This is a genomic window from Nocardia sp. NPDC052254 (assembly GCF_040679495.1).
Taxonomy (GTDB): domain Bacteria; phylum Actinomycetota; class Actinomycetes; order Mycobacteriales; family Mycobacteriaceae; genus Nocardia.
Map to the genome: position 1 here is coordinate 1 of NZ_JBFAUW010000025.1, position 13,983 is coordinate 13,983.

The window sequence follows — 13,983 nt, forward strand, 5'->3', positions numbered from 1 at the left end:
CGGCCAATGATCCGTATCTGCATGCGGATCGGTTGCGGGGTACCGCGATCTATGTGTCGACCGGGACCGGGGTACCGGGCCCACTCGACACCCCCACCGGACCCGGAATCCACAGCAATCCGGCGACTCTGGCCGATCAGCTCCTCGTCGGCGGCGCACTCGAGACCGGCGCGGTGAGCTGCACCCGTGCCTTGCGGGACAGATTCATCGAACTCGACATTCCCGCGACCGTCGACATCCGTCCGGCCGGTACCCATTCGTGGGGGTACTGGCAGCAGGATCTGCACACGTCGTGGCCGATGTTCGCGGCGGCCCTGGATCGCTGATCCGGGCACTCAGGCCGGACGGCGCACATCGTGGTCACCGGAACCACGCGCGATCAGAGCCGAACGCAGGTACCACAATCCGGTGGTCCGGGACGGGTCGAAACCGGTGAGCTGGCCGATACGGCGCAACCGGTAGTCGATGGTGTTCGGATGGATGCACAGCTGCCGTGCCGCGCGCTGGCGGTTGAGATCGGTGCCGAAGAACACCCGCAGGGTCTCCAGTAGTTCGGGATGGGAATCCAGCGGCGCCAGCCGCGCATCGAGAATATCGCGGCCGATACCCGGGCGGGTGAGCTGATACTGCAGTGCGAGCTCGGCGAAGCGATGCACCCCGGGCCCGCGCCCCAGGCGGCGCACGGTATCGAGCAGATCGTGGGCCTGTTCGGCGGCCTCGGGCACACCGTCGGCCGCGACGGTGACCACGGCCGCGGTCAGCGGCACCCCCGCGAGCTCGGACAACCGGGTGAACAGATCGTCGAGTTCGGTTTCGGCACAAGCGTTCTCGGAGATCAGGATGGTGCCGCCGTCGACCGACAACATGGCGAGCGGATTCTCGCGCAGCAACTTCGCCAGCGCGGCCTGCACGCGGCGCAGCTTACGGCGAGCCACGACCTGCTGGTCGAGCCGCGGATGGGCCTCGTCGGGATGCGGCGGAATCCACACGGCCAGAACGCAATACCGGTCGGCGATCCGGATTCCGCATTCCCGTGCGAGTTTCGTGGTGGCGTGCCCGCCCAGCAGTGCCGAGGTCAGCGTGTGCACCGCGGTGTGATGGTCGGCGGCCTCGGCCCGCCGCTCCTGGACGTAGGCCTTGTTCACCGTGGCGGTGATCAGGTCCAGCATCTCCAGAGCGGTCCCGGTGCCCCGGACCACCAGTTCGGCATCGCTGGCGCGAGCGCGAGCGAACAGCAGGTCCAGCCCGGATTTGAAGCCCTCGTGGACGGCGTGCACCACATCCTCGATGGGCACTCCGGCGCGGCACCAGCGCGCCGCGGCGGCACGCAGCCGATCGGTGCGCTCGGGGAGGTCGCCACCGTTGACACGGCGGATCGACCAGTCCGCACAGAGCCGGGCCACCGCCGCCACCTCACCGGACATGACATCGGCGGGCAATGTGGTGAACGGTGGCACCGAGGCGCCGAGGTGGGCGACCAGTTCCCTGGCCAGGGCATGTGCGTCTCGTGGAGTCAGCGAGAACATCTGCGCCGGCTTGCCACTCTTCGACCCGATCGCGCTTGCTGTAGTCACTCGGACCTCCTTGTCACGGACCCGACCTCACGATTCGCGCGAGATCCGCCGCACCGGTGATCGAGCGATACCGACACTCCCGATCCCGGCCATATGTGTTACAACACGAAACGGTAATGCGAGTCGATGCTCACCTTCTACTCCGCTTTGCACGACTCAGCCGACCACGCACGAACACTCTCACCTGCGCAAACACTGGCCGAAGCCGATCGGAACCGAGATTTTGCGACAAAACATGGGGAACCGCTCACTTTCCGCTCCCCGTCACCGGCAACCGGCCCGGCGGCGAACTTCACCGCCGGGCCACTACCGTGCGGTCACGCACTCACGGCATGATCCGCTCCGATGACACGTCCGCGCTCGTCACCGGGGCGAAGCTCGCCGCCGGTGGCCGGCGCAGCATCCGGCCATACGTGCGCGCCGAGGCCGGCCAGGGACTGGTGATCGCGCCATTGCGATGCTTGTACCAGCTCGGCACATTCGACGACCACACCGTTCGCGCGAGCGCATCGTCCATCCACTGCTCGTAGGCCGCCATCGCGCCCGGGCGCACATCGATGGCCGGGGCGTCGATGTGGGCGCGCCAGCGCAGGCAGCGCATGATGTAGTCGATCTGCTGTTCCTTCATACCCGGATTACTGCCCGCCGGATTGAAGGAATTCGGCCCCGCGATCAGGAAGGCATTGGGGAATCCGGGCACCGCCAACCCCATGAAAGCCTTTGCCCCCGAATCCCATTGCTCGTGCAGCAGCAGACCGCCGCGCCCGCGCACGGTAATGGGCGACAGGAATTCCGCCGCCCGGAATCCGGTGGCGTAGACGATCATGTCGACGGCGTGCCGGATTCCGTCGGCGGTCTCGACGCCCTCGGGCACGATCCTGGTGATCGGCGCGGTGATCAGCTCGACATTGTCGCGGCCGAGTGCGCGATAGTAATGGGCGTCGAAGACGATTCGCTTGGCCCCGATCGGATAGTCGGGCGTCAGCCGGGCACGCAGCACCGGATCGGCCACCTCGCGTCGAAGGTGGCGCCGGGCAGCCCATTCCGCGGGCCGCGCCGTCCAGCCGCGGCGCATGATCGGCGCCAGTAGCGTGTCGGCCCCCTGCCGCAGACCCCATCGATAGGCGCGCTGCGCACCCGGCAGCCGCAGCACCGTCCGTGCCGCCGGGCCGAATTCCGCGGCGGGTTTGGGCAGGATCCACTGCGGCGTTCGCTGGAACACCCGGACCGAGGCGGCACTGTCCGACAGCGACGGAAGGCACTGCGCCGCACTGGATCCGGTACCGATCACCGCAACTCGGCACCCGGCCGGATCCGCCGCCGGATTCCACTGCGCGGTGTGGAACGACACTCCGGCGAAGTCGGCCTGCCCCGGAAGCTCGGGGATGTTGGGCCGATGCAGCTGCCCGACGGCGAAAACGACGATATCCGCTGTCATCCGGATTCCGTTCGCGGCCTTCAGTTCCCAGCGAGCCTCGGTCTCGCGATAGGTCGCCTCGGTGAGCGCGGTATCGGTGCGCAGGTGGGCCGGTAGACCGGCGTCGGCCGCCACCGCACGCAGATACTCCAAGGTCCGACGGCGCCCGGGATATCGGGTGCGGGTGCTGCGATACGGCGCGAACGAGAAGGAATACAGATGGGCCGGCACATCGCAATTGCAGCCCGGGTAGGTATTGTCCCGCCACACCCCGCCCAATTCCGGCGATTCCTCCAGGATCAGAAAGTCCTCCATGCCGGCGCGGCGTAGCGCCGCTCCCATGCCGATCCCCCCGAATCCGGATCCGACGACGACCACTGTGCTGTGCAAGCTCCGTACCACCTCCGTGTGCGATGAGACGTTCAGTAACCGGTCAGCAACCTTACGTTGCAAGGTAGTCAATTCCTAAATGACCGACTCCCGAGATCGAAACGCCGACGACCCAGCCGATCTCAGCATGGCCGACATTCCAGATTGAACGCATGACCAACGCAGCGTGCGCACATCCGCGAAATACCCCGACCATCTGGACCGAATGACAATCCGACCACTTCACGAGCAGGAAGTTGCGACACAGCACACTTTCAGCAATTTTCGCCTGCGCGGGACGATGCGAGCCCCCAGCCGGACCGGGCACCGATGCGGGACCGGCGCCACCGCTGCGCCGGACGGCGGTACGGTCACATGCGAATCCGCGAACAGCGTTGGCACACAGGGCCGAATCCCGACCACGCGGCCGCCCGGAGGCGCTCCGGCCACACGCGCGTTCGCAACGGTGTCCGAATCATCGGTTCCCGCAAGGTGTTCCATCCCGCGAAACGGGCGGCGAGTCTATACTCGCGTCATTCACACCTACGAACGATCTGCCGCGCGTTTCGGCGGCATCCACATTCCATGGGAGCTCAGCGCAGATGGCACACGAGGATCCGGTACAGATCCGCACGGACATCCCCCACTCCGCGCGCATCTGGAACTTCTGGATGGGCGGTAAGGACAACTACGAGGTCGACCGCACGGTCGGCGAGGCCAGTCTGCAGATCGATCCGGGCATCGCGACCATGGCGGTGCAATCGCGACAATTCCTGATCCGCGCGGTCCGCCATCTCACCGAGGAGGCCGGTATCCGGCAGTTCCTCGACATCGGCACCGGGCTGCCGACGATGCAGAACACCCACGAGGTCGCACAGGGTATCGCCCCCGAGGCCAAGATCGTCTACGTCGACCACGATCCACTGGTTCTGGCCCACGCCCGGGCACTGCTCACCAGTACCAGCGCCGAGGGCGTCACCACCTTCGTCAATGCCGACTTCCACGAGCCCGAGAAGATCGTCGCCGAGGCACACGCCGTCCTGAATCTGAACCTGCCCGTCGCGGTGATGTTCATGGGCGTTCTGGGGCACGCGCACAGCTACGAGGATGTACTGCGGATCGTGCGCACCGTCATGGCCGCGGTGCCGCCGGGCAGTTATCTGGTGCTGTGGGACGGCACCGACGACAGTCCGGCCTATGTCGACCTGTGCGCCGAGTACGCGAAATCCGGTGGTACACCGTATTCTCCGCGCACGCGGCAGCAGATCGCCGACATCTTCGACGGGCTCGAACTCATCGCCCCCGGCTACAGCTGCATCACGGACTGGCGGCCCGATTCCAGCGAGGTCGGGCAGACCGCCGATATCGCGGCCTTCGGAGGCGTGGCCCGCAAATCCTGACCCGCCACCGGGTACACGGTCGTCCCGGCGTCAATCCACCACTGCCGGGGCGGGCTCCGGGGCGTCGGGCACCGGTTCGGACGCCACCTCCGGTTGGCGGCGTTCGCGGCTCGGCGCCCAGAATCCCAGAATCACCGCGACAGCCAGCGTCAGCAGACCCAGCACCAGGGTGGCCTGGTGCAGACCGTAGGCGAAGGCCGATTCCGCATGCGCGGCAAGGGGTTGCGCTTGCGGGCCGAGACGGTCGGTGACCTCCAGCGCACCCGCCAGCGAACTCGTCACCGGTCCTCGGATCTGTTCGGGAATCGCGTCGGCGATCTCGCCGATACGGCGGGTGTACCCGGCGGCGAGCAGGCTCCCGGCCAGTGCGATACCCAATGCCGCACCCATCTCCCGGGCCGCGTCGTTCACCGCGGCGGCCACACCCTGCTTGTCGTCGGGGGCGCCGTCGACGATCGCCGCGGTCGCGGGTGCGGCCGACAATCCGAGCCCGGTGCTCAGAATCAGCAACGGCCACAACACATCGACGAACGTGCTGTCCGCGGTGAGCCGGGACAGGCACAGCAGTCCGATGCCCACCACGGCCACGCCCACCGTGGTCGGCAGTCGCAGTCCGTACCGCTGCGCGAGCCACGGCGAGATCAGTGACAGCCCCACCATCGGCACGATCATCGGTGCCATCGCGACCGCCGACACCAGCGGCGAGAAGCCGAGAATCAACTGGAAGAACTGCACGATCACCATGAACAGGCCGAACGAGACCAGGAACTGCACCGCGACCGACACCGTGCCCGCACCGAAACCACGCACCGCGAACAGGCGCACATCCAGCAGCGGCTGCTCGACTCGAAATTCGATCAACGCGAAGGCCACACCGACGGCCGCCCCCGCGACGACCGTGCCCAGCACCACCGGATCGGTCCAACCACGTTGCGGCGCTTCCAGAGCCGCCACGACGATCAATCCCACCGCGGCCGCGCCCGTCACCGCACCCCACGGGTCGAAACGGGCCCGCACACCGTCCTGCGATTCGGGCACCGTGCACGCGGCGATCGCCAGCGCCGCACCCGCCGCCGCCATCGCCACCATGATCGACAGCCACGACCAACGCCACAGCAGCACCCCGGATCCGAGGATGCCGAAGACCGCACCGGCGCCGACCGTGCCGGCCCAGATTCCCACGGCCACATTGCGACGTTCCGGTTCCACCCCGGCGGTGAGCAGCGACAGTGTCGACGGCATCACCAGTGCCGCACCCACTCCCGCCAGTGCACGCGAACCGATCAGCCAGCCGGGACCGGCCACCAGCAGCGGCACCGCGGAGGCGACCGCGAAGACGATGAGCCCGGCGATCATGACGATCCGCCGCCCGTAACGGTCACCGAGTGCGCCCGCGGGCAACACCAGACAGGCCAGGGCGAGGGTGTAACCGTCGATGATCCAGGTCAATTGGGACTGCGTCGCACCGGTCGCCGCCGCGATCTGCGGCAACGCCGTGTAGAGCGCCGCCATCGAAGCGATGACCAGGGCGACCGCCAGACACGACACCACCACCACCCATCGGGTCCGCGCGACGACGGGTTCGGTCATGGTCGCGTTCATCCCGCCTCCAGAAACGATACTGACAGTAGCGCTATGCTACTAAAAGTAGCGTTTCTGTCCATTCGGCCACCCGATCGCGCGGAGGGAGAATCCTGTGGTGATGACCACACCGAGCGCCGCGATCGATTCCGGCGACGATCCGCGCAAGGTCCGTTCGCGACGGCGGTTGCTGCAGGCGGCGACCGAGCTGTTGCGCGAGGGCGGCCTGGACGCGGTCACCATCGATGCGGTCACCCGCCGCTCCGGCGTCGCCCGGACCACTCTCTACCGGCACTTCGACACCGTCACGCGGCTGCGCACCGCGACCCTCGAGGAATTGCTGCCGCCCGTGGTCGAGATCCCGGCCGGCGGCGATCTGCGCGAACGGCTGATCGAATTGCTCACCCGCCAGGCGGACCGGATCAACGATGTCCCCGTCCACCTGACCACCCTCGCCTGGCTGGCCACCGCGGACTCCGAACCCGATGCCGACGGCATCCGGGCCGGATCACTGCGAGCGCACCTCATCGACAACTACCGGCGGCCGTTCGACGAACTGTTCGGCGAACCGCAGGCGCGCGCCCTGCTCGGCGGCCGGGACCTCACCGCCGTCCTGGCTCAGCTGTTCGGGCCGATCGTGTTCGTGCGGCTCGCCGGAATCGGACGTGCCGATCGCGCCGACTGCACCCGGATCGTCGACGATTTCCTCGCCGCCTGCGCCGCGCGCGGACTCGGCTGAGCACACCGGTTCACCTCCCCTCCACCGCTGACGCGGCCCGCGCCACGGCATGGAACAGAGTCGTCAGATGGTCGATCAACACCCCACGTTCGATCGCCAATTCACCGGTGCCGAAGGCGAACAGCACATCGGTCCAGCCGCCGATGAGCAGGAAGGCGGCCGTGTCGAGCAGTCGCGGATCGGGGCGGCCCGCGACGGCCGCATCCGCCTCGAGATAGGGCCGGATCGCCGCCACCGACCGCAGTACCAGCGCCTGCCGACGCGCACGCAGCGTGGGTTCGGCGGCCGTGTGCAGAATGCGCAGCAGCCGCGGGTCGTCGACGAAGGCATCGACCAGGATCGCCATGGCCTGCTCCGGCAACGCCGGTGACCGCATCCCGGCCAACTCCGTGACCCGCTGCACCACTTCGCTTTCCAGGCGATCGACCAGCCCGTCGAACAGGGCGTCCAGATCGGCGAAGCTCTCGTAGAAGTACCGCGCGTTCAAGCGTGCCTCGCGGCAGACCCGCCGGACGGTCACCGCCGCGAGCCCTTCGGTGTCGAGCAGATCGAGCGTGACATCCAGCAGTCGCTCGCGCCGCGTCACCCGGCGGTCGGTGAAATCGACTCCCCCGTAGCGCTGACGTGGGCGTTCGGGGCGGCTCATCGGAACAGGTCACCTCCTGGTAGCAGGTCGGCCATTGCGAAGGTACCCGCACCGGAATACTCTGGCAACGACTGTTACCAGAGTATGGAGGTGCCGGTGATGGCCGAGATCGCCGCCACAGAACCCCTGCCGCCGGGAACCCCGCTGCGCGAGTTCGAGACGCTGCGCACCGAGTACGACTACGAACTCGACGACGAGTTCGGCACCCCACCGGCCGGGCTGCGCGGCACCCTGTACCGCAACGGCATGGGGCGCTGGGAATCCGGCGGTTCACCCGTGGGCCATGTCTTCGACGGCGACGGCATGCTGTCGATGTTCGACTTCGGCGGTGGCCGGGTACGGTTCCGCAATCGCTATGTGCGCACCACGCACTATCTGCGCGACAAGCCCGGGCACGGACCGGCCGGGCGCAATACCGGCACCCTGCGCGGCCGGGGCGGGTTCGCGGCCAATGCCTTCCGGTGGCCACTGTCGAATCAGGCCAATACCAATGTGGTGCTGCACGCGGGTGAGCTGCTGGCGCTCTGGGAGGGCGGCAAGCCACATTCGATCGATCCGGATACGCTGGCCACCAACCGGATTCACGATTTCGACGGCCGGTTGCGGGGTTTCGGATCGTTCTCGGCGCATCCCAAGATCGATCCGCGCACCGGAGAGCTGTTCAACTTCGGCACCGCCTTCTTCCCGATCCCGGGGCTGGTGGCCTATCGCGTCGACACCCGCGGCACCCTGCACCGGCTCGCGCGCTGGCGCACACCGGTGCCCCGGCTCAATCACGATGTGGGGCTCACCGAGAGGTATCTGGTGTTCGTGATACCGCCGATCGTGACCCGTCCCGCCGCCATGCTGCCGGTGCTGGCAGGTCTGCGGCCACTGGGCAGCGCGATCGGATTCCGGCCGGAGCTGGGCACCGAGATCGTGCTGGTGCCGAGATCAGGCGGCCGCCGCATCCATCTGCAGACCGAGGCGCTGCTGCACTTCCACATCGCCAACTGCTACGACGACGGCCACGACACCGTCGTCGAACTGATCCGCTACCGCACCGATTTCGACACACTGTGGGACAACTTCCATGGCGGATTCCGTTCCGTGGCACCCGCTCCGGTGGTCGGCGGTCCGCTCACCCGGTTGCGCATCACCCGTTCCGGGCGGGTGCTGCGAGAGGACCTGTCGGACGGGATATCGGAGTTCCCGCAGATCGATCCCCGCGTCACCGGCCGGCGCAACCGCTACTCGTATTCCGTCGGTGTTCCGCACCTGCGGGCGGTGGCCGGTGGCACCCGATATCTGGCTACTCCCGCCGGGATCACGGTGCGCGATCATGACGAGAACAGCGAGTCGACCTATGAGATACCGGGATACGGATCGGCCTGCGAGGCCGTGTTCGCCCCCCGCGAGGCCGGTGCGCCCGAGGGCGAGGGCTGGCTGCTCACCGTCGAATACGTACGCGCCGAACATCGTTCGCGGCTACTGGTTCTCGATGCGCGCCGGCCCGACCGCGGGCCGGTCTACATCGGGGGACTTCATCACCACCTGCCGCTGGGACTGCACGGGATGTTCGTTCCGGAACGAACCCGAACCCGGCGTTCCCGCTGATCCCCTCCCCCGAGCCGCGGGCGGCGATCCGTTCCGCGGGGACACGACGGCCGATCGCGTCCGGCGCCGCTCGCCGGATCAGCCGACGGCCGATGCGGTGGCCCGCCGCGGGATCGGGTCGAGGCTCGCGCGGTCCAGACCCAGGTGGTCGCGCAGGGTGCTGCCGGTGTACTCGTTGCGGAACACGCCGCGCCGCTGGAGTTCCGGAACCACGAGATCGACGAAGTCGTCGAAGGTTCCCGGTGCCTGGGCAGCCGACAGAATGTAGCCGTCGGCCTCGCCACCGTGGAATCCGGCCTCGATCTCGTCGGCGATCTGCGCCGGTGTGCCCACGAACTGCGGCAGCAGTACCCCCTGGGCATACAGCTTGCCGATATCGCGCAGCGTGAGGTTGTCGCGGACGCTGAGCCGGCGGGCCACATCGAACAGTCCCTGGGTGCCGGGTACGACCACGTCCTCGATCGGTGCGTCGAGGTCGTAGCGGGAGAAATCGTGGTCGGTGTGCACCGACAGCGTGATCAGGCCCGACACCGGATCGGCGAGCTCGTTGTGGAAGGCCTGCTTCTCGCGCGCGATGGCCTCGGTCTCGCCCACGAACGGCACGAAGGAGGGGAAGATCTTGACCTGGTCCGGGTCGCGGCCATAGTCGGAGACACGGGATTTGATGTCGTCGTAGTAGGCACGCCGGCCCTCCGGCGTCGGATCGATCTCGAAGATCGCCTCGGCCCAGCGGGCCGCGAAATCCTTACCGACGGGCGAGGATCCGGCCTGGATGAGCACCGGCCGGCGCTGCGGCGAATGCGGGACGGTCAGCGGCCCGCGGGTCTTGAACCAGGTTCCGGCATGGTCGACCACGTGCACCTTGTCCGGGTCGGCGAAGACTCCCGACTCCTTGTCGCGCACGAGCGCGTCGGGATCCCAGCTGCCCCACAGTTTGTGCGCCACCTCGAGGAATTCGTGCGCGCGGTCGTAGCGCTCGTCGTGGCCGAGATGGTTGTCGAGCCCGAAGTTCTGCGCCTCCGCCTGATTGAGCGAGGTGACCACATTCCACCCGGCCCGTCCACCGGACAGATGGTCCAGCGTCCCGAAGATCCGCGCGACCTCGTAGGGGTGGAAGTACGTGGTGGACTTGGTGATCGCGAGCCCGAGCCGGTCGGTTGTCTCGGCCAGCAGCGCCGCCACCAGCGACGGATCGATGGTCGCCGAGGCCTGGGTGCCGCTGCGCAGCGGCACCCGGATGTCGTCGCCGTAGCGCACCGGCGTGGCGAGCAGATCGGCGAAGAACAGGAAGTCGAATTTGCCACGTTCCAAGGTTCGGGCGACCCGGCGATAGTAACCGGGGCCCAGGTAATCGGTCTCCGAGCCCGGATGCCGCCACGCCGCGTGCGAATGTGTGACGTGTGAGGCGATCAGAAAGCCGGCCAGATGCAATTCCCGTGACATGGCCACCAGCCTCCGGCACCGGCCGCCCCGCGTCAGTGGTTGCGATCAACGGGAATCGAAGATCGGCGCCCCACGATGCTCGCGCCGCGGGCACCGATACCGCGATCGCGAGCCGCGCGGGTACCGACCGCACGACGACCCGGACACCACACGAGATAATATAACGCTCGTACGGTTATATCTCCGGCGATGGGAGCGATGCATGTGGGATCCCGAGAAGTACCGTAGCTTCGGCGACCATCGGTCTCGCCCGTTCTTCGAACTGATCGACCGGATCGATGCCGAGCAGCCCCGGCGCGTCGTCGACCTCGGATGTGGTCCCGGGCATCTGTCCGCCGTACTGACCGCACGCTGGCCCGGCGCACACCTGGAAGCCTTCGACTCGTCGCCTGAAATGGTCGCCGCGGCAAGGGAACTCGGAGTCGAGGCCGAGGTCGGTTCCGCACAGGATTGGCATCCCGCACCCGATACCGATGTCGTGGTCGCGAACGCGGTTCTGCAGTGGGTACCCACCCACGTCGAACTCCTACCGGAATGGGTCGCCGCACTGCCGGCCGGCGCCTGGCTGGCACTGCAGGTTCCCGGCAATTTCGACGCACCCTCCCACGAGGCCATCCGGGAACTGGCCGCCCGCGAGGAATGGCGGCCGCACCTGGCCTCGACCGGCATCCTGCAACCCCGCGACGTCCTCGATCCGGAGGGATACGCGTCGGTGCTGACCGCGGCCGGTTGCACCGTCGACGCCTGGGAGACCACCTATCTCCAGCGATTGAGCGGCGAGGATCCCGTGCTCGAGTGGGTGAGCGGAACGGCCCTGCGCCCCGTCCGCAACGCACTCGACGATGCCGGCTGGGCTCGCTTCACCACCCAGCTGGCGCCGCTGCTCGCCACCGCATACCCACGCCGTACGGACGGCACGACCTGGCTGCCCTTCCGCCGGGTCTTCGCGGTGGCCCGCAAACTCGGCTGAGCCGCCGTTCGACACGAAGCGCCCATCGGTCAGAGGGCGACAATCCGGCAGGTCCGCCGACGCACCGATCCGCCCGGTGCGACCTGGCCCAGGTGGTCAGCGTATCGGCGAGATCCGGCCGGCCGCTGGGAAACCTGCGGCCGCACAGGATCACAGTCCCGGCCGGCCCACATCTCACACCGGTGTCGTGCCCGCTCCCGTCGGTGCGGACCACGGAAGCCGCCGCGGTCAGCGGCTGCGCTTACCGCCCCCGGCACGCGAGAAGCCGGCCCGGCCTCCGGTACTACCGGCAGCGACGACGCCGTGGCCACGTCCGCCTGCTCCACGAGCCTTCGGTGAACGGCCACCGGCAGTGCTCACCGAACGATCACCGCCGGGGCGCTCGGAACGACCGCCGGCAGAGTTCTGGGAACCGTCACCGCCGGAGCGCTTCGAACGAGCACCCACATCGCTGCGACGTTCACCACCGTTGCCCGCGAAACCAGCACCGACCGGGCGCCTGGAACGACCGCCACCATCGCCGCGCCGACCACCGGCAGCGCCCACGCCATCGGCACCGCCCTTCGAGCGACCACCCGCGTCCGGGTGCCGACGACCGCCGGCAGGACTCTCGGAACGACCGCCCACATCGCTGCGACGGCCGCCCGCGGCGCCGTCACCGGCGCCACCCGCCGACCGACCGCCGCGACCGCCACCTGCCGATGTCTTGCCCGCACCGCTCTGCGCGACGCGACGGCGAGGCCTGCCCGCGCGCGAAGGCCCCTGGCCCGCAGCCTTGTTCGTGTCGGCCGAGATCACCGGCGCCACGGGGCGACCGGCAACCGGTGGTGCGACGTCACCCACGAGTTGCGACACCAGCGGGGAGTCCAGCGACACACGCTGCGTCGCCGCATCGATCCCCGCCTTGCGCAGCAGGGCCGCGACGTCACCACGATCCGCGGGCAGAACCAGCGTCACCACGTCACCGGTGCCGCCCGCTCGCGCGGTACGTCCCGAACGATGCAGGTACGCCTTGTGTTCCGCGGGCAGGTCCACATGCACGACGAGTTCGACGTCGTCGACGTGCACACCGCGAGCGGCCACATCGGTGGCGACCAGTACCTTCGCGGCATCGCCCGCGAACGCGGCCAGGTTCCGGTCGCGCGCATTCTGTGCCAGGTCACCGTGCAGATCCACGGCGGCGATGCCGCCGTCCCGCAACTGTTTCGCGAGCCGGCGCGCATTTCGTTTGGTGCGGGTGAACAGAATTCGCCGGCCCGAACCGGATGCGAGCCGATGGACGAGCTCCTTCTTGGCGGTGTTGTCCGGTGATTCGAGAATGTGGTGTGTCATCGTCGCCACCGGAGTGTCGGCCGCACCCACCGAGTGCCGGACGGCCCCCGGCAGAAAGCGTTCGACCAGGCGATTGACGCTCTTGTCGAGGGTGGCCGAGAAGAGCAGGCGCTGACCCCCGGCGGGCGTCGCCGCCAGGATGCGTGTGACGGGGGGCAGGAATCCGAGATCGGCCATGTGGTCGGCCTCGTCGATCACGGTGATCTCGACGGCGTCGAGTGCGATGAGCCCCTGCTTCATCAGGTCCTCGAGCCGGCCGGGGCAGGCGACGACGATATCGGGACCACTGCGCAGCGAACGCACCTGACGCTGTTGTGGCACACCGCCGAAGATGGTGATGACCTTCAACCCGAAGGCCGCGGCCAGGGGTTCCATCGTGGCCGCGATCTGGGTGGCCAGCTCCCGGGTCGGTGCCAGGACCAGCCCGACGGGGCGATTGGGCGCGGGCCGCCGTCCGGTGGCGCCGAGCCGGTCGATCACCGGAATCGTGAAGGCGAGCGTCTTACCGCTGCCGGTGCGGCCACGGCCGAGGAGGTTACGGCCGGCGAGTGAATCGGGCAGGGTGTCGGCTTGGATCGGAAACGGAGCGGTGATGCCTGCGTCTGTCAGCGCGCGGGTGAGCGGGGCGCTGACACCGAGCATGGCGAACGACGGAGAAACAGTATTCATGAAGTGCGGTGGTGCCTTTCGGGCATAGGGTCGTTCCGCTCCCGGCTCAGGACCTCTGGTCCGCGGGAGCACGACATGGCGAGATTGCCGAGAGGCAAAATCGATCGCCGTAGGAGTAGCGCGGCAACGCGGCAGAGCCGGTCGCGCAATTGATGCCGTCTTACGACGCTGGACGGGGCCTCGGCCTCGTCCCGGCATCGACAGCCCGAGGGGCTGTCGTGTTGCTACAAAGTCTACCCGACAGAAT

General features: G+C 68.1%; 10 protein-coding genes and 1 pseudogene. 5 read left to right on the plus strand and 6 right to left on the minus strand.

Features of this window, described 5'->3' with window-relative positions; translation table 11 throughout:
* Window positions 1-326: pseudogene (locus AB0L57_RS31930) on the plus strand (esterase family protein); the annotation flags it as partial.
* Window positions 327-335: 9 nt separating this feature from the next.
* Here AB0L57_RS31930 and AB0L57_RS31935 read toward each other — a convergent pair.
* The gene (locus AB0L57_RS31935) at window positions 336-1,574 is read right to left on the minus strand and encodes a helix-turn-helix domain-containing protein (RefSeq protein ID WP_364970301.1); all 1,239 of its coding nucleotides are present in this window, start codon (window positions 1,572-1,574) and stop codon (window positions 336-338) included.
* A 325-nt stretch (window positions 1,575-1,899) separates the two neighbouring features.
* Window positions 1,900-3,381, minus strand: coding sequence for an NAD(P)/FAD-dependent oxidoreductase (locus AB0L57_RS31940; protein WP_364970304.1), 1,482 nt, complete (start codon window positions 3,379-3,381; stop codon window positions 1,900-1,902).
* A gap of 581 nt (window positions 3,382-3,962) precedes the next feature.
* Here AB0L57_RS31940 and AB0L57_RS31945 point away from each other — a divergent pair.
* Window positions 3,963-4,760, plus strand: a complete 798-nt coding sequence (locus AB0L57_RS31945; protein WP_364970306.1) for an SAM-dependent methyltransferase — start codon at window positions 3,963-3,965, stop codon at window positions 4,758-4,760.
* A 30-nt stretch (window positions 4,761-4,790) separates the two neighbouring features.
* Here the strand turns inward: AB0L57_RS31945 and AB0L57_RS31950 are convergent, their stop codons facing one another.
* Complete coding sequence (locus AB0L57_RS31950; RefSeq protein ID WP_364970309.1) at window positions 4,791-6,362, minus strand: MFS transporter; 1,572 nt, start codon at window positions 6,360-6,362, stop codon at window positions 4,791-4,793.
* Window positions 6,363-6,462: 100 nt separating this feature from the next.
* Here AB0L57_RS31950 and AB0L57_RS31955 point away from each other — a divergent pair, with 100 nt between their 5' ends.
* Window positions 6,463-7,080, plus strand: a complete 618-nt coding sequence (locus tag AB0L57_RS31955) for a TetR/AcrR family transcriptional regulator (protein ID WP_364970311.1) — start codon at window positions 6,463-6,465, stop codon at window positions 7,078-7,080.
* A 10-nt stretch (window positions 7,081-7,090) separates the two neighbouring features.
* Here AB0L57_RS31955 and AB0L57_RS31960 read toward each other — a convergent pair whose 3' ends face one another.
* Window positions 7,091-7,726: a TetR/AcrR family transcriptional regulator gene (locus tag AB0L57_RS31960; RefSeq protein ID WP_364970314.1), complete on the minus strand. Its 636-nt coding sequence runs from the start codon at window positions 7,724-7,726 to the stop codon at window positions 7,091-7,093.
* A gap of 99 nt (window positions 7,727-7,825) precedes the next feature.
* On the opposite strand from AB0L57_RS31960, the gene AB0L57_RS31965 reads away from it, so the two are divergent.
* A complete protein-coding gene (locus AB0L57_RS31965) occupies window positions 7,826-9,322 on the plus strand; it encodes a carotenoid oxygenase family protein (protein WP_364970316.1) in 1,497 nt (498 codons plus the stop codon).
* 78 nt (window positions 9,323-9,400) lie between these two features.
* On the opposite strand, the gene AB0L57_RS31970 is transcribed toward AB0L57_RS31965, so the two are convergent.
* Window positions 9,401-10,765 (minus strand): LLM class flavin-dependent oxidoreductase, encoded by a 1,365-nt coding sequence (locus tag AB0L57_RS31970; RefSeq protein ID WP_364970319.1) that lies wholly within the window; start codon window positions 10,763-10,765, stop codon window positions 9,401-9,403.
* Window positions 10,766-10,967: 202 nt separating this feature from the next.
* On the opposite strand from AB0L57_RS31970, the gene AB0L57_RS31975 reads away from it, so the two are divergent.
* Window positions 10,968-11,735, plus strand: a complete 768-nt coding sequence (locus AB0L57_RS31975) for a trans-aconitate 2-methyltransferase (RefSeq protein WP_364970322.1) — start codon at window positions 10,968-10,970, stop codon at window positions 11,733-11,735.
* A gap of 228 nt (window positions 11,736-11,963) precedes the next feature.
* Here AB0L57_RS31975 and AB0L57_RS31980 read toward each other — a convergent pair whose 3' ends face one another.
* Entirely contained in the window at window positions 11,964-13,736 is a 1,773-nt protein-coding gene (locus tag AB0L57_RS31980; RefSeq protein WP_364970325.1) for a DEAD/DEAH box helicase, read from the minus strand.
* Between the last annotated feature and the right edge of the window lie 247 nt (window positions 13,737-13,983).